This window comes from Arthrobacter sp. alpha11c (assembly GCF_054149985.1).
This window is the reverse complement of the sequence record NZ_CP196747.1, coordinates 3,713,501-3,733,170: the sequence shown is the minus strand read 5'-3', so window position 1 is coordinate 3,733,170 and position 19,670 is coordinate 3,713,501. Positions and strand designations below refer to the sequence as shown.

The 19,670-nt window shown below is 61.3% G+C and carries 24 protein-coding genes; 15 read left to right on the top strand and 9 right to left on the bottom strand.

Annotated features, from left to right (window positions below; all coding sequences use genetic code 11):
- Positions 1–3 precede the first annotated feature (3 nt).
- Positions 4–2,580 (top strand): heavy metal translocating P-type ATPase, encoded by a 2,577-nt coding sequence (locus tag ACTAQJ_RS17275; RefSeq protein ID WP_498697921.1) that lies wholly within the window; start codon positions 4–6, stop codon positions 2,578–2,580.
- A 78-nt stretch (positions 2,581–2,658) separates the two neighbouring features.
- Here the strand turns inward: ACTAQJ_RS17275 and ACTAQJ_RS17270 are convergent, their stop codons facing one another.
- Complete coding sequence (locus ACTAQJ_RS17270; RefSeq protein WP_216924537.1) at positions 2,659–2,931, bottom strand: DUF2277 domain-containing protein; 273 nt, start codon at positions 2,929–2,931, stop codon at positions 2,659–2,661.
- A gap of 158 nt (positions 2,932–3,089) precedes the next feature.
- Here ACTAQJ_RS17270 and ACTAQJ_RS17265 point away from each other — a divergent pair, with 158 nt between their 5' ends.
- A complete protein-coding gene (locus ACTAQJ_RS17265) occupies positions 3,090–3,353 on the top strand; it encodes a WXG100 family type VII secretion target (protein WP_011776688.1) in 264 nt (87 codons plus the stop codon).
- A gap of 130 nt (positions 3,354–3,483) precedes the next feature.
- Here the strand turns inward: ACTAQJ_RS17265 and ACTAQJ_RS17260 are convergent, their stop codons facing one another.
- Positions 3,484–4,530: an EamA family transporter gene (locus ACTAQJ_RS17260; RefSeq protein WP_498697920.1), complete on the bottom strand. Its 1,047-nt coding sequence runs from the start codon at positions 4,528–4,530 to the stop codon at positions 3,484–3,486.
- Positions 4,531–4,601: 71 nt separating this feature from the next.
- Between ACTAQJ_RS17260 and ACTAQJ_RS17255 the strand changes: the two genes are divergently transcribed.
- Positions 4,602–5,150 carry a CGNR zinc finger domain-containing protein gene (locus ACTAQJ_RS17255; protein ID WP_431117280.1) on the top strand — a complete coding sequence of 183 codons (549 nt, stop codon included), beginning with the start codon at positions 4,602–4,604 and terminating at the stop codon, positions 5,148–5,150.
- A 596-nt stretch (positions 5,151–5,746) separates the two neighbouring features.
- A complete protein-coding gene (locus ACTAQJ_RS17250) occupies positions 5,747–6,190 on the top strand; it encodes a hypothetical protein (RefSeq protein ID WP_498697915.1) in 444 nt (147 codons plus the stop codon).
- Between the two features lie 162 nt (positions 6,191–6,352).
- Here ACTAQJ_RS17250 and ACTAQJ_RS17245 read toward each other — a convergent pair whose 3' ends face one another.
- The 3 genes from ACTAQJ_RS17245 to ACTAQJ_RS17235 form a co-directional block, all read right to left on the bottom strand.
- A complete protein-coding gene (locus tag ACTAQJ_RS17245) occupies positions 6,353–6,706 on the bottom strand; it encodes a hypothetical protein (RefSeq protein WP_498697913.1) in 354 nt (117 codons plus the stop codon).
- Positions 6,707–6,780: 74 nt separating this feature from the next.
- Positions 6,781–7,353: a DUF308 domain-containing protein gene (locus tag ACTAQJ_RS17240; protein ID WP_498697912.1), complete on the bottom strand. Its 573-nt coding sequence runs from the start codon at positions 7,351–7,353 to the stop codon at positions 6,781–6,783.
- 9 nt (positions 7,354–7,362) lie between these two features.
- Positions 7,363–8,703, bottom strand: coding sequence for an MATE family efflux transporter (locus tag ACTAQJ_RS17235; RefSeq protein ID WP_498697910.1), 1,341 nt, complete (start codon positions 8,701–8,703; stop codon positions 7,363–7,365).
- A 42-nt stretch (positions 8,704–8,745) separates the two neighbouring features.
- Here ACTAQJ_RS17235 and ACTAQJ_RS17230 point away from each other — a divergent pair, with 42 nt between their 5' ends.
- On the top strand, positions 8,746–9,330 hold the full coding sequence (locus ACTAQJ_RS17230; protein ID WP_498697909.1) for an antibiotic biosynthesis monooxygenase: 585 nt from the start codon (positions 8,746–8,748) through the stop codon (positions 9,328–9,330).
- A 40-nt stretch (positions 9,331–9,370) separates the two neighbouring features.
- Complete coding sequence (locus ACTAQJ_RS17225) at positions 9,371–9,805, top strand: DoxX family protein (protein ID WP_498697908.1); 435 nt, start codon at positions 9,371–9,373, stop codon at positions 9,803–9,805.
- 143 nt (positions 9,806–9,948) lie between these two features.
- Here the strand turns inward: ACTAQJ_RS17225 and aztD are convergent, their stop codons facing one another.
- On the bottom strand, positions 9,949–11,262 hold the full coding sequence (gene aztD, locus ACTAQJ_RS17220; protein ID WP_431117286.1) for a zinc metallochaperone AztD: 1,314 nt from the start codon (positions 11,260–11,262) through the stop codon (positions 9,949–9,951).
- Positions 11,263–11,402: 140 nt separating this feature from the next.
- Between aztD and ACTAQJ_RS17215 the strand changes: the two genes are divergently transcribed.
- The 6 genes from ACTAQJ_RS17215 (at position 11,403) to ACTAQJ_RS17190 (ending at position 14,934) form a co-directional block, all read left to right on the top strand.
- The gene (locus tag ACTAQJ_RS17215; protein ID WP_498697905.1) at positions 11,403–11,819 is read left to right on the top strand and encodes a hypothetical protein; all 417 of its coding nucleotides are present in this window, start codon (positions 11,403–11,405) and stop codon (positions 11,817–11,819) included.
- Positions 11,820–11,821: 2 nt separating this feature from the next.
- Complete coding sequence (locus ACTAQJ_RS17210; protein ID WP_498697903.1) at positions 11,822–12,166, top strand: PEP-utilizing enzyme; 345 nt, start codon at positions 11,822–11,824, stop codon at positions 12,164–12,166.
- Positions 12,163–12,735: a hypothetical protein gene (locus tag ACTAQJ_RS17205; RefSeq protein ID WP_498697901.1), complete on the top strand. Its 573-nt coding sequence runs from the start codon at positions 12,163–12,165 to the stop codon at positions 12,733–12,735. The genes ACTAQJ_RS17210 and ACTAQJ_RS17205 overlap by 4 nt, the downstream gene beginning before the upstream one ends.
- 78 nt (positions 12,736–12,813) lie before the next feature.
- The gene (locus ACTAQJ_RS17200) at positions 12,814–13,788 is read left to right on the top strand and encodes an acyl-CoA thioesterase (RefSeq protein WP_498697898.1); all 975 of its coding nucleotides are present in this window, start codon (positions 12,814–12,816) and stop codon (positions 13,786–13,788) included.
- 61 nt (positions 13,789–13,849) lie between these two features.
- Positions 13,850–14,032: a hypothetical protein gene (locus ACTAQJ_RS17195; protein ID WP_498697896.1), complete on the top strand. Its 183-nt coding sequence runs from the start codon at positions 13,850–13,852 to the stop codon at positions 14,030–14,032.
- A 299-nt stretch (positions 14,033–14,331) separates the two neighbouring features.
- Positions 14,332–14,934 carry a hypothetical protein gene (locus ACTAQJ_RS17190; protein WP_498697895.1) on the top strand — a complete coding sequence of 201 codons (603 nt, stop codon included), beginning with the start codon at positions 14,332–14,334 and terminating at the stop codon, positions 14,932–14,934.
- A 49-nt stretch (positions 14,935–14,983) separates the two neighbouring features.
- Here the strand turns inward: ACTAQJ_RS17190 and ACTAQJ_RS17185 are convergent, their stop codons facing one another.
- Positions 14,984–15,598: a TetR/AcrR family transcriptional regulator gene (locus tag ACTAQJ_RS17185; protein WP_498697893.1), complete on the bottom strand. Its 615-nt coding sequence runs from the start codon at positions 15,596–15,598 to the stop codon at positions 14,984–14,986.
- A 77-nt stretch (positions 15,599–15,675) separates the two neighbouring features.
- On the opposite strand from ACTAQJ_RS17185, the gene ACTAQJ_RS17180 reads away from it, so the two are divergent.
- Complete coding sequence (locus ACTAQJ_RS17180) at positions 15,676–16,182, top strand: cupin domain-containing protein (RefSeq protein ID WP_498697891.1); 507 nt, start codon at positions 15,676–15,678, stop codon at positions 16,180–16,182.
- A 3-nt stretch (positions 16,183–16,185) separates the two neighbouring features.
- On the opposite strand, the gene dnaB is transcribed toward ACTAQJ_RS17180, so the two are convergent.
- Positions 16,186–17,571, bottom strand: a complete 1,386-nt coding sequence (gene dnaB / locus ACTAQJ_RS17175; RefSeq protein ID WP_498697890.1) for a replicative DNA helicase — start codon at positions 17,569–17,571, stop codon at positions 16,186–16,188.
- A gap of 630 nt (positions 17,572–18,201) precedes the next feature.
- Between dnaB and ACTAQJ_RS17170 the strand changes: the two genes are divergently transcribed.
- Together ACTAQJ_RS17170 and ACTAQJ_RS17165 are read left to right on the top strand one after the other, a co-directional pair.
- Positions 18,202–18,672: a hypothetical protein gene (locus tag ACTAQJ_RS17170; protein WP_431120072.1), complete on the top strand. Its 471-nt coding sequence runs from the start codon at positions 18,202–18,204 to the stop codon at positions 18,670–18,672.
- 7 nt (positions 18,673–18,679) lie between these two features.
- Positions 18,680–19,255: a hypothetical protein gene (locus ACTAQJ_RS17165; protein WP_431117295.1), complete on the top strand. Its 576-nt coding sequence runs from the start codon at positions 18,680–18,682 to the stop codon at positions 19,253–19,255.
- A 6-nt stretch (positions 19,256–19,261) separates the two neighbouring features.
- Here ACTAQJ_RS17165 and ACTAQJ_RS17160 read toward each other — a convergent pair whose 3' ends face one another.
- Complete coding sequence (locus tag ACTAQJ_RS17160) at positions 19,262–19,609, bottom strand: TFIIB-type zinc ribbon-containing protein (RefSeq protein WP_498697888.1); 348 nt, start codon at positions 19,607–19,609, stop codon at positions 19,262–19,264.
- Positions 19,610–19,670: the final 61 nt, after the last annotated feature.

Here is a 19,670-nt window from a genome sequence, read left to right as displayed (position 1 = left end):
CTCTTGAGTAACCAAGAGATCTTCAATCAGCCCGAAACCCGGGTCATCGAACTGGACATAGAGGGCATGACCTGCGCCTCGTGCGTCAATCGGGTTGAGCGGAAGCTCGGCAAGCTTGAAGGCGTTGAAGCCAGCGTCAATCTCCCCTTGGAATCAGCCCACGTGACGGTGCCGGCCACAGTAACGGACCAGCAAATCGTCGATACCGTCAACGCCACAGGCTACAAAGCCAAAGTCCGCCAACCCCCGGCCCCCCACACCCGCCAACACCACGATTACAGCGCGAACTCCGTCGGACGCGAACCCACCATCCCCGGCGCGCGCGGTCATCACCCACACACCGCCACCGAGATCACGAATGACCACTCGGCCCACGAGGGCCACCAAAATACGTCCACCCATCACGGCGCGATGACGCCGGAACAGACAACAACATTGACTGTGCCCGGCGGTAGCGGCCACGCCCACGGCGGAACCGCCGGAGGCGTGCGGCAGCATGCGTCTAAGCGAGGCACGAGCGAGCATGCAGAGCACGGCGCCGGCGGTTCCGCACCCACCGACCACGAGAATCACGCCGACCACACAGATCACATGTCCCACGGCCCAGCCGCGTCAACACTCCGCCCACGCCTGATCACGGCAGCCATACTGACCGTGCCCGTCTTTGCAATCTCGATGGTGCCTGCCCTGCAGTTCACAAATTGGGGCTGGATTGTGGGTGCACTGGCGCTGCCGGTGGTCAGCTGGGCTGCGTGGCCGTTCCATAGGGCCGCGGCGATCAACGCGCGGCATTTCGCATCCACCATGGACACGCTCGTTTCCATTGGGGTGATCGCGGCCTACCTCTACTCGGCGTGGCAGTTGTTCGCGGATCCCCGGATGACTGAGCACCCCGGCATGGAAAGCATGTCCGGTGGTGGGCTGTATTTCGAGGTCGCCGCTGTTGTCACAACCTTCCTGCTTTTGGGCCGGTACTTGGAAGCAAATGCGAAAGCAAAGGCCGGCGACGCTTTGAAAGCCCTGCTGAATCTGGGCGCCAAGGATGCCACGATTTTGGTGGACGGCCGGGAGCAGAAAATACGTGCTGAAGAACTCCTGGTAGATGACGTCATTGTGGTCCGCCCTGGTGAGAAGATCGCGACGGATGGTGTGGTCGTTGACGGAGCGTCCGCCGTCGACGCTTCTCTCGTTACCGGCGAATCTGTTCCGGTCGAGGTAGGTCCGGGCAGTCAGGTCACAGGCGCCACTATCAATACCTCTGGCCGCCTGTTGGTACGGGCTACACGGGTTGGGTCCGACACCACCCTCGCGCAGATGGGCCGTTTGGTCAGCCAGGCGCAGACCGGAAAAGCGCCGATCGCACGTCTGGCGGACAGGATCAGCGCGGTGTTCGTGCCGATTGTGCTGGTGCTTGCGCTGGTGACGTTCCTGTTGTGGCTGTTCTTCTCCGGCGACCTCAACGCGGCGTTTACGGCTGCGGTTGCTGTCCTCGTGATCGCTTGCCCTTGCGCTTTGGGCCTCGCAACTCCTGTGGGCCTGCTGACCGGAACGGGCCGCGGCGCCCAGCTGGGCATCCTTATCAAGGGCCCGCAGGTGCTTGAGGACACCCGCCACGTGGACACCATCCTGTTGGACAAGACCGGCACCGTGACCAGCGGAAAGCTGGCCGTGGACCATACGGTCGCCCTCAACGGCCACTCACCGGCAGCAGTTCTGACCCTTGCCGGTGCGGTTGAGTCAGCATCGGAGCACCCTATCGCCCATGCGATTGCCGCAGCGGCCAAGGAAGCAATGCCCGACGCCGGTACTTTTCCGGGTGTGGAAGACTTCAGTTCCGCTCCTGGCGGCGGAGTCCGGGGAACCGTGGCGTTGGACGGCACCGCAAAAACTGTTGTCGTTGGGCGCTCGGGCTGGCTTGAGAAGAACGGCATTGCCCTCGATTCCAGCCAGCGGGACGAACTCGCAGCTCAGGAGAACAGCGGTGCAACGGCAATTTGGGTGGCTGTGGACGGTCAAGTCGCGGGAATCGTCAGCCTGAGCGATACCATCAAGCCCGGCTCGGCTGCTGCGATCCAGCGGCTGAAGGACCTGGGTATCCGTCCGATGCTCCTGACGGGTGATAACGCTGCCGTGGCCGCCCAAGTAGCTTCCGCCGTCGGGATTTCACCTGACGACGTGTTCGCTGGTGTCCTGCCCGAAGGCAAAGTCGACGCAGTGCGCAAGCTTCAGGCTTCCGGCGCAACTGTGGCCATGGCCGGCGACGGCGTGAATGACGCCGCCGCGTTGGCACAGTCCGATCTGGGCATTGCAATGGGATCGGGCACGGATGTCGCGATCGAAGCCTCGGACCTTACGGTAATGGGCAGCGATCTGGGTCAGCTCGTCCAGGCCATTGAGCTCTCCCGCAAGACGCTCTCCACTATCAAGACCAATCTGTTCTGGGCATTCTTCTACAACGCGATCGGTATCCCAGTTGCAGCTCTTGGACTGCTGAACCCGATGATCGCGGGTGCAGCGATGGCAGCGAGCTCAGTGCTTGTTGTGGCAAACTCCCTGCGGCTGCGCTCGTTCGGGAAGTAGCACCAACTACGTAGCAGCACATGACGTTCCGGACTCCCGGAACGTCATGTGCTGCTCCTCAGGTTGCAGGGTTCGGCCCTAAGCCGTCCCGAAGCGGACAGCAGCCCGGGCCTTTGCCTTGGCGGCTTCCTCATCACGGTTCTTCGCCGGGGCGTGACTCACCAACGAATCCAGTAAGTGCTGCGTGATGTGGGCGATCTCGTGGACGGCCTCAGCGAAAGCTTCCTCGTTGGCCTTGGAAGGTTTGGTGGAACCGCTGATCTTGCGCACATATTGCAGCGCGGCGGCCTCCACTTCTGCCGACGTGGCGTGTGGTTCGAAGTTATGGAGAGTCCTGATATTCCGGCACATAACCCCATGCTAACTATGGGCAGGGCTGCATGGGGAGGGGTGCCCATCGACGCTTTTTGGAATCCCGCGATAGGTTTTAGCTATTGGATCTTCCGGATGAGCCGGAGGCCGCTGGGGATGCCGAAGAGCTCGGGTCCGAACAAATGAAGGAGAATCTCATGGCTATTTGGGGTGCAGATGTTGATCAGCTTCGTCAGCTCGGTAACAAGCTGAAGGCTGGTGCCGAGAACATCGAGCAGCAGCGTTCACAGCTGAAGGGTGCCCTTGACGGCACCGACTGGAAGGGCCCGGACGCTGACAAGTTCCGCGGCGAGTGGGACAGCCAGCACGCTTCCAACCTGAAGAAGGTTGCCGACGCCCTTCGCGAAGCCGGCGACCGCGCTCAGAAGAACGCTGAGCAGCAGCAGCAGGCTTCCAACTAAGACAGTTGGGAAAACCCCGGACGCAAAAGGCGTCCGGGGTTTTCGCTTGTCTACGATCGAAACTTGCCGTTGTTCGCCTCCCCTGCCGTTGTACGGCGAGTGCTGCGAACAAACCCGGGCGCCGCCGCCCCTAGTCCCGCTGGACCTTGGCGACAGGCCCCGAGGGGACAGGTTCGACGTCGTTCGCGTGGTCCAGAACCCTGGCGCGAGCCGCCTCTTCAGCGGTCCGGGCCGCCTTACGGTCGCCTCGCAATTCGTCCACACGGACCAGGACCACACCGCCCACAATCAGAAGTCCGCCCAGCAACTGGATGGGACCCGGCAGCTCGCCCAACAGCAGCCACGCCCAGATTACGGCGAACAGCACCTCTGTCAGGGAGACGAAAGACGCCACTTTGGACCCCAGGCTGCGCGCCGCCATGATCCCGGAAACGTAGGCGAGGACGGTCGCGAGAATAACAAGCCCCACAGCCGAGACCCACCACGGTATTGTCCATGGGCCGAGGGTGGTATCAGCGGTACTGAAAGTCATGGGAATCAACCCCAAGGCACCCGCCAGCCACATGACCAGCGCGCCAACCAGAAGCCCACCCGAGGCGAGCACCAGTGGAGGAAGGGTGTCATTTTCCTTGGCTGTGATGAAGAAGTAGATCACCAGGCACACTGCGGCAGCCATGCCCCAGAGGACGCCGATGAAGTCCACCTTCACAGCACCGGTCAGGTCCAGGACAAGGACCAGCCCGCCCAGCGAAAGCAGTGCGCCGGCAGCGGTGAGGGCCCGGGGACGGCGGCGGCTGGCAATCCAAAGCCACAGCACGATCATCACCGGAGCCAGATATTCGAGCAGCAGTGCGACACCCACGGACAAGCGGGCCACCGCATTGAAGTAGAACAGCTGGCAGCCGGCCACGCCGATGAGCCCGAACAGCAGGATGGTCAGCCAGTTGTCCTTGAGTTGGTGCCAGCGGCCGCGAAGAACTACGACGCCGGGAATCGCCAGGATCAGCGCGGCACCGGTGAGTCGTACGGCAACAGCCGCCCCGGGTGACCAGCCGGTTTCCAGCATGGATTTGGCGAACGAGCCGGAGGTTCCGAAAACCGCGGAAGAAATCAGAGCGATGCCGAGTCCCGAGGCCAGGAAGCCTTTTGCATCAACCTTCGTCTTTGTAGCTGACACAGCAGCCTCCTGTCAGGAGTAAAGTGGGCTTATGGTCATGACAGTACTCCCGAAACATGTAAGGAGTCAAAGTGCATTTTGCGCCTGACACCGAGATTGCACTCCGCAGCGTCGTCAATCTCGTCAACACGGCAGCCAACGGCGAGGATTCCCTGACCTCCGTGGAGGATCTCGACGCGTTTCTGCAGGCCGAAGAATTTTCCGGTTCGAGGACTCATGACGAAGCTGAATTGCGCAGCATCAAGCGCCTCCGGAGTGAACTGGCATCACTCTGGTCCGCCGATGAGGACACGGCCGCAAAGACTGTAAACAAACTGCTGGTTGACGCCAAGGCTCTCCCCCAGCTCGTCAAGCACGATCACTGGGACTGGCATCTGCACGCCACAACCCCGGAAGCGCCCTTGGCAGATCGCATGGGCACAGAAGCCGCCATGGCAATCATTGACGTGATCCGCAGCCAGGAAATGGATCGCATGCGCGTGTGCGCCGCCGACGATTGCGACGCCGTGGTCCTTGACCTCAGCCGGAACCGCTCCAAGCTCTATTGCGACACAGGCAACTGCGCCAACCGAGCCCACGTCGCGGCCTATCGGGCAAGGAAAGCGGCTGAGGGCGAGTAAGAGGCCTGCATAATTGCAGGATGGGGACACCAAGTAGCGATAACGAAAGCAGCATCAAGGCACGGCCGCCGCATTACCCGGTTACCCTGCAGTCTCGATTTCAGGACGCGAGCTCGCAGTACCAGGTACCAGGGCCGACCCCACCGCCGTTAACGCTCGCCGCCCTCCCCAGAGAGCGGTATGGGACAGCGGGCATGACAAATTTCGGTCAGTTGGGAATTGCGTTCGCACTATTGGCCCCCACTTGGGTCATGATCCAAATGTCCTTAACCAGCGATTATGACGGTTTGGCGGGGATCGTCGGGTTTCTGTTGGGCGGCGTGATAATTCCAACTTTGGCCATCGTTGCCGTTATCGTGCTGGGTCTGCCTTGCGTTGGGTGGTTCCTCCTAGCGTTCCTCTTGGTCAACGCGGCACTGCCTCTTCGGTGGCGTCGCCGCACAACCCCGAATAGTGCATATCCCGAGAAAGCTGCCGAGGGTGAGTAAGAACCCTGCATAATGGCTGACATGGGGGAACAACCAAACCAGGATCGGCGATTTCAGGCACACAGGCAACCTCATACCGCCTGGGTTCGGCCACCGGACTGGCCGGACATGGCCCCCGTTAGTCAGTTGGCCATCGCGTACCCATTCCTGGGCGCAATGTGGCTCGTCGTCATGATGTCGGCCAGCCCTACATATGAGTTCCTGGGATCTCTTCTTTTTTTGATGATTGGGCCCATTTTTGCAATGGGCCTCGCCGTGGCCCTGGGTCTTCCCCTACGCCTTAATCATCGACTGAGCCTTTGGTGGGTGGGAAATTGGGCCACGTATATCGTTCTCGCTGTGGCGGGCGCCCTACTTCTGGTTTGGGGCTACAACAAGCCTGAGCGTCAGGTGGGTGAGATCGACGGATTCACTTACGACGTCGTCCTGCCGGACGCAGGCTTGCTCATGAGCGGATTCTTGCTCCTGACGTTCCTCGCGGTAAACGCTGGCTTTCCCCGAAGATCCAAGCGCGTCCCACCCACGCCACGCAAATTCCGCGGCGCCCAATAAACGGACGAGTGCCACCCGGATTGAGGTGGCGCAGACGAATATTCGTGGCGCGCACGCGTTTCCGTGGCGGTCGCGGATATGCGCGTCAGCAGGCCGGGACGTTAAAGGGCACCCGCCCCTCAAAAAAGCGCCTCCCCACCGAAGCGAGGAAGCGCCGGAAGGTTAGTGGCCGCCGTCGGGCGTTTCCGGCTCGTCAGCAGCCGGACCGGGCGCTGATGTGCCGCCATGCCCGGGGCGCTTGGAACTGAGATTGACGCCGGAGCCCTTGCCCAGGTGCTCGGCGTTTTCCTTGTGGCTCATGGAAAGCATCGCAGCCACCACGAGGCTCACGATGAACGCGATACCGGCGCCGGTGAAGGCGAGGTCGAACCGGGGAGCGCGTGCGCTGCCGCCCGAGGCAAAGATCAGCACCGCAACAAAGGCCAGTACTGCGAAGAACGCGGAGAACATGAGGGGTCCCTTGACCGAGGTCCGCATGTTGCGCGGCTCTCTTGGTGTCTGGTCTGCCACGGTCATTCCTCCAATGATGGCGGGCCTGTTCGGCTCCCCGCCGGTTGCAAAAGTTCTACAGCGAGTAGAACGTCCAGCTACTAGTTTACGGCCTCGGGGGAAGCACCCGGCGCAGTGGCCTGGGTCCCCGACTGAGCGTCATGCCGGAGGGTGAGTCCGGAGAGCATCCACAACACTCCGGAAAGGATCGCACCGCCACCAGCAACCCCCAAAAGTGCGTGCGCCCCGAGCGAAATGAAGAACGGCAACGCCACCGCAGTACCCACAGCGATAACGCCGGAAACAATCCAGTCACGGGTCAACGAGTCGCGATTCCGCAGGCTGTGGACCAGTTCAAAAACGCCAAGCACCAGCAGCGCTGCGGTGGCGGAAAGTGCGACGCCGGCATCGGACTGAGTGATCAAAGCCGCCACACCCCCTACTGCGGCGACCACCGGAACGGCCGTAGGCAGAACGCGGGACATCCACAAAGCGCCCGCTGTCCCCAGCAGATACAGGCCGATAGCCCACGCGAGGACCTGCACGGAAGGCGATCCCCAGAAGATCGTAACCAGGCCAAACACCAAGGCAACCGCAGCGCGGATCAGCACGGGTTTCCAGAGCTCGGCCACGGAGGCAGACGGTGTCTGGGCAGAATTCGCTGGGAGAGTCACGCGTCCAGTTTAGTGCGAACCCAGCACCATCCATTTATCGGTCCGCGCACGCAACCCCAAAGTGACCCCGCGGGCCAGCATGTAGCCCAGCGCAAAGACGACCCACAACCACACCAGCCCCGCCGCGCCGTCGGGCCTGATGACGTGGACGGCCGCCAGCAGCGGCACATAGACCGCAAGATTTACGACGCCGGCAATCGCCAGATAGCGCGCGTCGCCAGCACCGATGAGGACCCCGTCGAGGACAAAAACGTAGCCCGCCAACGGCTGACCGACGGCGAGGACCCAGAGCGCCAGGGTCAGAGCCTCCCGGACACCGGCATCAGAGGTGAAGAGGTAGCCGGCCCAAGGAGCAACCAACGCCAGCAACAGCCCCGTGACCACTCCAAAACCGAGACCCCACCGGATCATGGTCCGCGTGAGTTCCCGGACGCGGCCAGCATTTCGCGCACCCAATTCCTTGCCGATCAAGGCCTGCGCCGCGATCGCGAGGGCGTCCAAAGCGAAGGCGAGGAAGGAGAAAATGGTCATCGCCAACTGGTGCGCGGCGAGGTTCACTGCGCCCTGGGCTGTGACCACGAGGACCGTGGCGAGGATGGCGAGGCGGAGGCTGAGCGTGCGCAGCATCAGCCACGAGCCAACTTTGGTCATGGCCCGGATACCGTGCCAATCGGGCTTGAAGGACACGTCGTGTTGCCGTGCATTTCGCCCGACCATCACCAGATACACGGCGGCCATGGCCCATTGGGCAATGCTGGTCCCGATCGCCGAACCAGCAACGGAGAGGTGCAAGCCGTACACGAGGAACCAGTTCAGCCCGATGTTCAGTGCAAAACCTGCAGTGGCAACCACCAGAGGAGTCCGGGTGTCCTGAAGACCACGGAGCACGCCGGTACCTGCGAAGATCAGGAGCATTGCGGCGAGTCCGGGCATCGACCAGCGCAGATAATCGACCGCGAACCCACGCACATCGCCGGTGGCGCCCATCAGGCCTACGAGAGGTTCGGCAGCGACGAAGCCAACCACAGCGAGCGAAATGCCCAGCACCAAAGCCAGCCACACGCCGTCGCGCCCTGCTGCCAAAGCTTTCGCCAACTTACCGTCACCGATCGCGCGGGCGACTGCCGGCGTCGTCGAATATGCCAGGAAGACCATAAGTCCCACAGCGGTATGCATGATCGTGGATGCCAGACCAACACCGGCGAGCTGATCGACGCCAAGGTGGCCAACGATTGCGGAGTCGGCCAGCAGGAACAGCGGCTCGGCTATGAGCGCGCCGAACGCGGGTACTGCCAAACGCAGAATCTCGCGGGCATTGGAACGAGTGGTGATGGTTGTGGTTTGAGGCACTAAACAAGCCTAGTCCGGTTGGGGGCGGGTAAATTTGGGGCCGTGTCACACAAGCATCCCGTTACAGTTTCCGTTGCCCGCACCATCCTTCCGGGGTACACCCGCCAAGCAAACGCCTGGGCACATGCCGGCCAGGAACTGGCACGCGAGTGGCCCGGATATCTGGGGTCGGGGTGGGTCCGGAATGGCGCTGGATCGAACGAATGGCACATGCTTTACCGCTTCGCTGACGCTGACACGCTGCACGGATGGGAGCAGTCCGAGGAGCGGCGATGGTGGATTGATAGCGCCCGGGAAATGATGGAAACCACACGCGTTGAACGGCGCACAGGAATCGAGGGCTGGTTTCTACAGCCCGGCGACGCGTCCGTGGTCGTCCCCGAAACCGTTGTGCCGCCTCGTTGGAAGCAAGCTATCAGCATCTTCCTGCCTTTCTTCCCGCTCAGTCTGTTGGCTAATTTCCTGCTGCATCCTTTGACGCAGAGCTGGCCGTTGGTGTTCCAAGTGCTCCTCAACATCGTCATCCTGACGCCGTTGATGACGTACATCTTCTTGCCGATCACGACGCGCCTTCTGCAGCCATGGTTACAAGCAGCGCCACGTGGGAAAAGTCACGGAACTTCTTAATTAGTTGACTCTTCAACTTATCTCGGGAAAGGTTGAAGATATGAACAAGTCCAGTCTCAGCACCACAGCCCTGACCATCCTGCGCGTTATTGCAGGTTTTCTTTTCGCCGCGCACGGTTGGCAGAAGTTCAACGAATTCACCATCGCCGGAACGCAGGCCTCCTTCGCGCAGATGGGCGTCCCCGGCGCTTCTGCAGTGGCGCCGGTGGTTGCAACCCTTGAACTCGTGGGAGGCATCGCCCTGATCGTCGGGCTCCTGACCAGGGTCTTCGCAGCCCTCCTGGCCGTCGACATGCTGGGCGCACTGTTCCTGGTTCACGCACCGGCCGGCGTCTTCGTCGCCAACGGTGGATACGAGTTGGTCCTGCTCTTCGCCGGCGCAGCGCTGGCCCTCGCCCTCGCTGGTGCAGGCAAGCTCTCCGCCGACAACGCACTCTTCGCGCGGCAGGGATCCAAGCTCCGCGTCCTCGCGTAAGCGCCCTGCTAACCCCAGACGCTCTCTCACATAACAACCCCCTGAGCCGGATGTTCTATCACTTTCGTCAGGAAAGTGAGAGAACATCCGGCTTTAAGCCGCTGGACGTGAGAGAGGATCGGCAAAATGACCACGGTGGGCGTTTAGCCTTCCACGCCGGCTAGCTCATTCGGGACGTGCTCCAGCTCAGCCGACTTCTTCACTTTGCCCGTCTTCAAGTCCACCGCGTGAATGCTGCTCGTCGCAGGTTCGGTGACGAACGCCGTCGAGCCCTGGACAAACAGCGTGGGACGCGGGTCCTGCCAGGTGGTGGATTCTTCCCAAGCGGCGACTACCGGGATAGTCGAGGTCACAGAGCCTGAAACCGGGTCGATGACACGCAACGAACCATCAGTTCCGAGCACCAGCGCTTCACCGGCAGGTCCGCGGCCGAGCGAGCGGAAGGAGTAACTGGTTCCAATATCCACAAGCTGTAGGTTTGCGGTCTCAGTGTTGACCAGCGAAATGCGGGTTGGCCGTTCCAGCTCAGCGGCCTTGTCCACCTTGTAATCCCCCAGGATCACCGCCGACTTCTCGGAACCCGCCTGGTTACCCAGACGTCCATAGGCGTCCGGGCTGGCGACTTTGGTAATCACGCCATCCTTGTAGATCAGCATGCCGTTCTCGCAACCGACCACCACAGCTTCTCCGGCCGCAACAGCCTCGCCGTGGACGCCCGGGCAGTCCTCGTTGCGGACGATTTCCTGACGCTCCTGGCCCTTACCTGCGGAGAGGACAGCGATTCCTGAGCGGCTTTCCTCGTTCCCGAGGGTCACCAGCAACTTGCCGTCTTCAAGCTCGACTGCCACACCGTGATGCGGTTCCGGCGTCGTGTACACGTCGGTGTCAGGCAGCGCACCATCCTCGGTCGAAGCACCCAATGAGGACGACTTGAAGCTCTCCACCTTGCCTGATCCGTCACTGAACAGGACCGTCTTGCCCGCATGGCGAACCACGTGACCGGACTCGTCCGCTTCAAACGCCAGCTCGGTCAGCTTGGGCTCGGCAACGTAATGATGGCTGTGGTCGCCATGCGGCTCGGTCCAGGCGCCCGCGTCGAACAGGCGGAACGAGTCGCCCGTGGATACAAACACGTGGCGTCCGTCGCCAGCGGGATTCAGCCGATTGAAACCGGACAATTCCGCCCCTCCCACAGACTTGAGGGTGGTGGCGTCCAGAACTCCAATACCGGCGTCGTGCGTGTAAACCAGACGCGGAGTGGGCGCGCCGGCCTCTTTCGGGCCGGACTTCTCACTGCTGGAAGTCGCCGGCTCTGCGGCGTTGCCAGCTGAGCCTCCAGGGGCTGCGCAGGCGCTAAGTAGAAGGGCGGAAAGCCCGACGGCGGCAAGCGACTTTGCGGGGAAGTGGCGTTTCGGAGTGGCTGGGCCAGGGGAAGTAAGAGTGCGATGATGAGGCATGAGTTAAATGATATTGATTCTCATTTGCGTATCAACTCGAAAGGCGAATGTGTCATCATGGCCCGGTGGCCATCAACATCGTGTTGACAACATAGTGTTGATATCCCATGCTTGTGGTCGAAGAAGCGAAGGAGCAGCACATGGAAAACGTTGGGGACTCCCAGGACGCTGACGAAGCGGAGCGGGAAACCAGGGCTGTCCGGTTACTCATGGACATGGGTGGTTCGGACCTCAGTCCCCGACCATGGCTCGCCCCTGGTCAACCTCCTTCGGCCATGGACCTGATCCAGCACGTGCTGTGGCGCTCTAGGGGTTCCGGTCAGGCCGCAGACGCAAATCCCGTCCGGGTCGAGGCCTCGGATCTGCGTGCCGCCCTCGCGCTGGTTGCCGCCGCTCGTGGTGAGATGGACGCCGTCGAAACTGCGCTTCTGTTCCTTGCGCGGGCAGAAGGCCTCACGTGGCCGCAGATCGCAGAGAGCCTCGGGCTCCGCTCCGCCCAGGCCGCACAGCAACGACTGGATCGGCTTTCCGATCGACCGAACCCTGGTGGGCGGTGACGATGGCTCTGACACTGACCGGAACCGCGGCGAGTGCAGGGACGGCCCGTGGGGCCGCGCGAATCATCAATGGGCCCGATGACTTCAGCCGTTTCCAGCTTGGCGATGTGTTGGTGTGCCGCACCACCGACCCCGCATGGACGCCACTTTTTGGGATGGCTGCGGCAGTTGTCACTGAGAGTGGCGGAATGTTGTCCCACGCCGCCATCGTCGCCCGTGAGTTCGGAATACCGGCCGTCGTAGGTGTCCGGGACGCGATGACGTTGCTCGCGGACGGAACCTCTCTGACGATCAACGGATCTTTGGGAACAGTTGCCTGCGCCGCCGTTGCGGAATCAGCCGAATGACCGGCGACTTGTTGTTTACACTCCACGCCGTCCGGCTCCTCGGGTTCGCCGAAACCCAAGCCGTCGCGGATCGATTCAACCGGGATCACAGCCTGGTCGAATCCGAACTCATCGACGCCGGCGTGCTCGGGTTCGTCTCCCACACTTCCTTTGCTGGTAGCAGTGGGTGGTCCCTGTCCAGTGCCGGGCGTGTCGAGAATGAACGCCTCCTCGCAGCTGAACTGGACCGTGAAGACGCCGGCGCAATGGTGATGGGTGTGCACGACGAGTTTGTGGACCTTAATCTGACTGTTGTCAGTGTCTGCGGCGCCATCCAACTGCAGCAGGTAACGGGCACGGCTGCCTCCGGGATTTTGGAGGAGGCGTTGGCTTCGTGGAGTCCGTTGGAAGAACGTCTGACGGGATCATTGCCACGATTCGCGGGCTACTCCCAGCGACTGAAGGATGCGCTCAAGCACGCCCGCACGGACACGGTCTGGTTCACTGCAACCGACCGCGATTCCTTCCATCGTGTGTGGTTCGAGCTGCATGAGGATCTCATCGCAACCCTGGGAATCCAGCGCGGGTAGGGAGCAGTCGTCCGGCCACTGGGACAGCGGTTCAGACTTACTCACGTAACAGAAACATGCCGACAGTAAACTTCCAGCATGAGTGAGACAGCCGGCAACTCCGTGACCCTCCGCTTCCTTGCAGCTCCCATGGACATTGGACACAGCGGCTCGGTCGACGCCGGCACAGTCCTTGAGTGGGTGGACAAGGCCGCGTACGCCGCAGCCGTGGGCTGGGCTAAGTCGTATTGCGTCACGGCCTATGTGGGCAACATTCACTTCACCGATCCGGTGAACAGTGGCGACATGGTGGAGGTAACTTCCACCATCGTGTACACGGGTCGCTCCTCCATGCACATCCACACAGTGGTCAGTTCCCGTGACCCCAAGGGCGGACCGGAGACGATGCACAGCCAGTGCATGGTGATTTTCGTGGCCGTGGGACCTGACGGCAAACCGATTCCCGTGCCGCAATTCGCGCCCTCCACTGCGGAAGAAATCGAGCAAAGGGATCACGCGCTTGCGCGCATTGAAGTGCGTGAACAGATCGTCAATGCGATGAACGCCCAGGAATATACCGACGCCGGGACCGCCGAGCGCGTCGTCCTGCGGTTTATGGCGGCCCCCACTGATGTGAACTGGGGCGGCAAGGTCCACGGCGGCATCGTCATGAAATGGATCGACGAAGCCGCGTACGTTTGCGCCTCGCGATACTGCGGCAAGGACACCGTGGCAGTGTTCTCAGGTGGCGTGCGCTTCTATCGGCCGTTGTTGATCGGCCACGTGGTGGAAGTAGAAGCACGCCTCGTTTACACCGGCGCAAAGGGAATGCACATCGCTGTCCACGTCCGCTCCGGGGATCCGAAAACCCGCGAGATGAATCTGACCACGTACTGCCTCACCGTGATGGTGGCCCGGGATGAAACGGGGACGGCTGTGCCCATTCCTGAGTGGGTTCCTGTGTCCGAAGAGGACAAGAAGTTGCATGCCCACGCTCGCGAGTTGCTGGAAATCCGAGGACAGGCGCCGGGGAATCGGCTGCCGGATCATTTGCTCAAGGCTGCTGGCAACTAGCTGAAACCCCCATCACCTCAGGCACGAACACCGGTAAAATTAGGCCTAGAGGTGCATGGAGATGTCTGTGGCTTTTGCTGTTGTCCTCATCCTGCTGGGTCTGGCTTCCCTTGCCGCCGCGATAGGCGCGGTGGTGTTGGTGATCCGCGACGGCCGCGGGCAGATTCCACTGGAACCATCAGTTCAGCCATGGGTGGCAGGAACCCTGCCAAGTCGCCCCTACTCCACGCTGCGCCGCATTTAGCGGTGTAACCCCCAGGCAATGGCGGAAAAGGCGGCCTTCAGGGGTCAGCCAGCCCCGCGCTAAACTGGATCATGACCGGTGCCCGTGCCCGTCTTCTGGCTTGGTTCGTCGCCTTTGCCACCCTTCTGTCGGCCTGTTCGTCCCCGATAGGCGTAGACGAGGCCGCCCCGAATCAATCGCCATCATCTTCCACGGCCCAGCCAGTGGCCGGCGGTGTCGCCGGTCCAGCTCAGGGGCCCACTCCAACAACAGCCCCTGCTCCGATTTCGACACCTGTTCCAGTCCCAACGCCTATAGCGGTGCCTCAGGCGTATTCCCTCAACCTGTACCAAGAGGGCGACTTTGTACCGCAGTACACGTTTGATTGGTGTGTTGCAGCTAGCATCCAAATCGCGCACAACCTCATCGACGATACCGGAGGCGGCACATGGGCCGGCCGCGACCAGCAGGCCGAGCTATGGGAAATGGCGCGGATGCGGTCATCCGACTCATTCAACGGCGCGAACCCCTTCGGCTGGGCAGCGGTGCTGACCGCCGTCGGGATGGGACCCTACGAAGTCGTCAGCGTCGCTAACTATGGGGAAGCACTGCGAACCGCCGCGCGAGCCATGGCCACTACGGGCCGACCCGTCGGCCTGGTCATGTGGAGTGGCCGCCACGCTTGGGTGATGAGCGGATTCGAGTCGGTCGGTGATCCCTCCCAATTCCCGGGCTTCTCCGTCACGGGAATTCGCGTGCAGGATCCGCTCTATCCCTACGGCAGTGGGCAGTGGGGGCCTTCGCCTGCCCCCAACAGCGTTCTGACACCCGAGCAGCTGGCTACGCAATTCGTGGTCCGGGAGCCGCGACGCTGGAGTAGCGCGCTCCCCAGCGGGTACCTGCTGGTACTGCCACGGCCCTGAACAGCCGCCTTAGTCCTGTTGGAACATCGCCTTTAGCGAAGCACCGGATTCATGCGCGGACCGGGAGTCCGCTGGAGAGCGCGTGGGATAGGAGGGCCCCTGCCGTCCACCTCATTGAGGCGACGGCTTCCTCACGACTAAGCCCGCCGACGTCGGTTAGCCAGACGAGGGACTCGATGCCGATGGCACTCCTGATGGCCAGGACCAATTGATGGATGTCCTGATCCGTCATTGTCCTTTGCAGTGGGGCAAGGGCTTCGGTGATCCAGCCAATTGCCCTGCCCTGTCGGAGGGGAAGGCTGTTGCCTTCTCCGCGTGACTGCTCAAGCGAAAGCCGCAGCATTGTGCGTTGCTGGACTTCCGTTTCAACAATAATCCGAAGGAACTCCTCTACCACTGCGTCCAATCGCTCCGCCACACCCTCAGGAGGAGGGGAGGGAAGCAGCGATGTTCGTGCGGTTTCAGGATGGGCGGCAGCCAGGAGCTCCCGTTGTCCGGAGAAATACCTATAGGCGGTGCTCCGCGGAATCCCTGCTGCTTGAGCGGCCTCATCCACAGTGGGGGAAATGCCGGACGCGATCAGGGTACGAGCTGACCCGACGAGGGCCTCCAGCGTGCGGCGCTTTTGACCTGTCCGGCCAACGTCGACGTAGGCTCTTGACATACCCTTCATGGTACATGAGTCTTGTCATGAGACATACGTCTCATAAAGTCTTCCTACAACGCATTGAGGCGAGCACCATGGAGACGAAGAAGACAGCATCAGCAATCATCCGACAGCCGGGAGAAGGGGCCAAGCGCTGGTTCTTCGGTGGTGGCGTCCATATCTGGAAGGCGACGGCAGACGAGACAGCAGGCGCATTTCTCCTATTTGAAGACGAGATGTCCCTCAATAAAGTGACGCCGATGCATTCGCATCCGGACTCTGACGAGACCATGTACATCTTGGCCGGAGAAATCCTGATGAACATGGACGGTGAGGAGCATCGCGTCGTAGCCGGCGGAGTCACCATTGCACCCCGCGGCGTACCCCACGCATTCAAGGTGCTTCAGGACGGAACCCGCGCTTTATGCCTCCACACGCCCGGCAGCTCGCAGGCCTTTTACGACGGCGCCAGCGAACCTCTCGGGACCGAAGGCGAGGCTCAGATGGTGGACTTTGACCGGATTCGAGAATCCGGGCGGGTAAATGGTGGCATCGAAATCGTCGGTCCTCCCCCGTTCCCGGAGGCCGGGACCCGAGTCTGAAGCTTAGAAGCCTCCGCCGCCACCAGCATCGCCGGCCATGTTCGCGAAGCGCGAGTAGTGGCCCTGGAACGCGACAACAATGTCTTTGGTGGGACCGTTACGGTGCTTGGCGATGAGGATGTCGGCCTCGCCGGCTCGCGGCGATTCTTTGTCGTACACGTCTTCACGGTGGAGCAGGATGACCATGTCAGCGTCCTGCTCGATGGAACCTGATTCACGAAGGTCAGACACCATAGGGCGCTTGTCCTGGCGTTGCTCGGAACCACGGTTCAGCTGGGACAGCGCGATAACGGGGACCTGGAGTTCTTTGGCTAGCAGCTTGAGTGCACGCGAGAACTCGGAGACTTCCTGCTGGCGGGACTCAACCTTTTTACCAGAGCTCATCAGCTGGAGGTAGTCCAGGATCACGAGCTTGAGGTCATGCTGCTGCTTCAGCCGGCGGCACTTTGCCCTGATTTCCATGAGTGACATGTTGGGGCTGTCATCGATGAAGAGCGGGGCGTCGTTCATGCGGCCCATGGTGGTGGCAATCTTGGACCACTGCTCGTCCTTGATGGTGCCCTTTCGGAGGTCCTGCAGACCGATGGTGGCTTCAGCGGAAAGCAGGCGCATCGCGATCTCGTTCCGGCCCATTTCGAGGGAGAACATGACTGTGGCCAGATTGTTCTTGATGGCGGCGGAGCGTGCGAAGTCCAGTGCGAACGTGGACTTACCAACCGCAGGACGGGCAGCGATAACAATCATCTGGCCCGGGTGGAGGCCGTGGGTCAGTTCGTCGAGCTCGTAGAAACCGGTGGGAACGCCCGTCATGCCCTCGCCGCGATGCCCGGAAGCTTCGATCTCGTCCACAGTGGACTCCATGACGTCCTTCAACGCCACGTAATCTTCGGCGGTGCGTTTTTCAGCAACCGCGTAAACCTCGGCCTGTGCCTGGTTGACGAGGTCTTCCACCTCGCCGTCCTGTCCATAGCCCATCTGGACAATTTTGGTGCCGGCGTTCACGAGGCGGCGCAATACTGCGCGCTCGGCCACGATCTCGGCGTAGTAGCCGGCGTTGGCTGCCGTTGGCACGGTCTGGATGAGCTCGTGCAGATAGGCCGGTCCGCCGATCCTGTTGATCTCACCGCGCTTGGTCAGTTCGTCGGAGACCGTTACGGCGTCCGCGGGTTCGCCGCGGCCGTAGAGGTCAATGATGGACTCATAGATGGTCTCGTGCGCGGGACGGTAGAAATCGTGACCACGAACAATTTCCACGACGTCGGCGATTGCGTCCTTGGACAACATCATGCCGCCCAGGACTGATTGCTCAGCGGGGATGTCCTGCGGAGGTTTCCGGCTCGAATCCGAAGCGCGTGAGCCCTCGATTGAGTCCAAGTGCGTAACTGACAAAGCCGTCCTCCATTTGTGTACCGCTGCGAGAGTTAGTCCCTCAGCGGTGCGTAAAGCGCAGGTGGACCTGGGATGGATTGCCCGAGCCTCCGGACCAGCCGAGTGCTCCTGTTATATCCATGGGGGTCCGACAATTTTCGGCTTTCCCCAATTTCCACAACTTATCCACAGAAGTCTCCCCAAGCATGTTTGCGCGCGGCTGCCTGAAGGTCACTGAGAGGGTAAATTCCATACTGAAACAGGTACCCGAGCCACGTTAGCGGTGCTAAGACCGGGCGCAAAGTCCACTGTCAAGTGCACATGTGGATAACCTGTGGAATACCGCCTCCACGTTGTGCACAGTCTGTGCGTTACCCTGTGGATAGAGAAATTCTTTTTGCAGTAACTATGGTCTGACCTGCGGAAACATTCATCACAGCCTGTGGAGCAAAGAAAGTTTCGGTGGAAAATCATCCACAGACCCAGCTGGTCCAGTTGGTCACCCGAGCCTTAAATCCATGCTAAACATGCCGCAAATGTGATGCATCTTACAAAGCAGGCCTTAATTTGACACTGTCCTCTCAGAAGTCTATGCCGGGACTGGAATGTGCTGTGGATAACCAAGTTCTGGCATAAGCTCTAAGCATGGGGATGAACTTTGGTGACGTGCTGATGATTGCCCTTCCGCTAATTGTCCTCCTGGGCCTGCTGTGGGCGCTTTCAGCGGCCTTCAAACCGCGCGACACAGGCCTTTCCGATGCCGAGCGCTATCAACATGAACTTGCGGCCCGTTCCGCAGCGCATCAAGCTTCACAAGTTCAGGCTGCGCTTGCTGCCCGGGCCAAGATCGAGGCTTCCACCAAGCCAAGCCAGAACGAGGCCCAGCACACCCAGCAGACAGAACAAAGCCGGGCCGCTCATCAGGCCCAAGCCGCCAGGACGGCAGGCGCCCAGGCGGGGCATCAGCCTGCGGTGCTTCCCAATGGACAGCTCAATCCGCAGCTCGCCTTTGAGTTGCAGAACCTGGTTCGCGGCGGGCGCAAGATAGAAGCCATCAAAGTCTTCCGCCAGGCCACCCATTCAGACTTACTCACTGCTAAGAACTACATAGATCGGCTCTGACAACGCCATGGATTCCTTGTTTGTCCCGCTCGTGATTTTGATCGCGGTCATTGCGGGCGTATTGCTGCTGATGCGTTCCTTTAGCAAGCGTTCCGCCGAGACGAAGGCTGGCGTAGCTGCAGCCAACTCCCCCAAGGATCCGGTTCAGCTCGCCAAAGAATCGGCTGCGAAGCTGAACGAGGAACAGCATAGGCGGCTCTACTCGCTCATTGCCCAGGGCCAGGGCATGGCAGCGATCAAACTGTATCTGCAGGCCACCGGGGAGGGGCTGCGGGCGTCGCGTGACGCCGTCGGCGCCCTGGCCTCCCACCCGCAACCCTTCACGCCAGAGGCCCCGCCCAAGGATCTCTTGTCGGAGGACGACGATGAGCCCGAGCGCTTCCCGTACCGGTACCGGGCCATCGTCAGCAAGGGCGACGTGACGCGCGAGGTGAGCAGCAACATGCTCAACGACGAGATCTACGGACGAATCCGGACTTTGGCAAAAAGCGGCGATGTGGAGGGCGCAGCTCTGGCCCTGACACGCCACTCGGACATCACCATCAAACAGGCCCGTGAATTCATCGAACTCCTGGACGACTGAGCGCGACTAAAAGTCGAACAGGTCCCCCAGGAAGCCTTCCTTCTTCTTGCGTTTGCGGCCATACTCATCGCGGCGGTCATAGTCACCCCGCCGGTCATAGTCGCGGCGATCGCCGCGGTCATCGTAGCGGGGCTGTTGCGGACGCGATTCAAAGGGGTTGTAGATGGGCGGCGGCGCGATCGGAGGCTGCTGGGGTGCTGGCGCCTGCCTGGCAGGGGCGGGCATAGTTTCGGCGGCGACGCGATCAATAATCTTGTCCAGCTCACCGCGATCCAGCCATACACCCCTGCACTGCGGGCAGTAGTCGATCTCCACGCCGCTTCGTTCGCTCATCACCAGGTCAATGGAATCCACAGGACACTTCATGCTTGCCCCAACGACCGGACCCCGCGAATAGTTCGGTCCGACCGCCAAC

Excerpts from the sequence above, each read along its gene's own strand:
- ACTAQJ_RS17270 (WP_216924537.1), bottom strand. The coding sequence starts at position 2,931 with ATGTGCCGGAATATCAGGACTCTCCATAACTTCGAACCACACGCCACG.
- ACTAQJ_RS17265 (WP_011776688.1), top strand. The coding sequence starts at position 3,090 with ATGGCTATTTGGGGTGCAGATGTTGATCAGCTTCGTCAGCTCGGTAAC.
- ACTAQJ_RS17250 (WP_498697915.1), top strand. The coding sequence starts at position 5,747 with ATGGCCCCCGTTAGTCAGTTGGCCATCGCGTACCCATTCCTGGGCGCA.
- ACTAQJ_RS17245 (WP_498697913.1), bottom strand. The coding sequence starts at position 6,706 with ATGACCGTGGCAGACCAGACACCAAGAGAGCCGCGCAACATGCGGACC.
- ACTAQJ_RS17225 (WP_498697908.1), top strand. The coding sequence starts at position 9,371 with ATGAACAAGTCCAGTCTCAGCACCACAGCCCTGACCATCCTGCGCGTT.
- aztD (WP_431117286.1), bottom strand. The coding sequence starts at position 11,262 with ATGCCTCATCATCGCACTCTTACTTCCCCTGGCCCAGCCACTCCGAAA.
- ACTAQJ_RS17215 (WP_498697905.1), top strand. The coding sequence starts at position 11,403 with ATGGAAAACGTTGGGGACTCCCAGGACGCTGACGAAGCGGAGCGGGAA.
- ACTAQJ_RS17210 (WP_498697903.1), top strand. The coding sequence starts at position 11,822 with ATGGCTCTGACACTGACCGGAACCGCGGCGAGTGCAGGGACGGCCCGT.
- ACTAQJ_RS17205 (WP_498697901.1), top strand. The coding sequence starts at position 12,163 with ATGACCGGCGACTTGTTGTTTACACTCCACGCCGTCCGGCTCCTCGGG.
- ACTAQJ_RS17200 (WP_498697898.1), top strand. The coding sequence starts at position 12,814 with ATGAGTGAGACAGCCGGCAACTCCGTGACCCTCCGCTTCCTTGCAGCT.
- ACTAQJ_RS17195 (WP_498697896.1), top strand. The coding sequence starts at position 13,850 with ATGTCTGTGGCTTTTGCTGTTGTCCTCATCCTGCTGGGTCTGGCTTCC.
- ACTAQJ_RS17185 (WP_498697893.1), bottom strand. The coding sequence starts at position 15,598 with ATGTCAAGAGCCTACGTCGACGTTGGCCGGACAGGTCAAAAGCGCCGC.
- ACTAQJ_RS17180 (WP_498697891.1), top strand. The coding sequence starts at position 15,676 with ATGGAGACGAAGAAGACAGCATCAGCAATCATCCGACAGCCGGGAGAA.
- ACTAQJ_RS17170 (WP_431120072.1), top strand. The coding sequence starts at position 18,202 with ATGAACTTTGGTGACGTGCTGATGATTGCCCTTCCGCTAATTGTCCTC.
- ACTAQJ_RS17165 (WP_431117295.1), top strand. The coding sequence starts at position 18,680 with ATGGATTCCTTGTTTGTCCCGCTCGTGATTTTGATCGCGGTCATTGCG.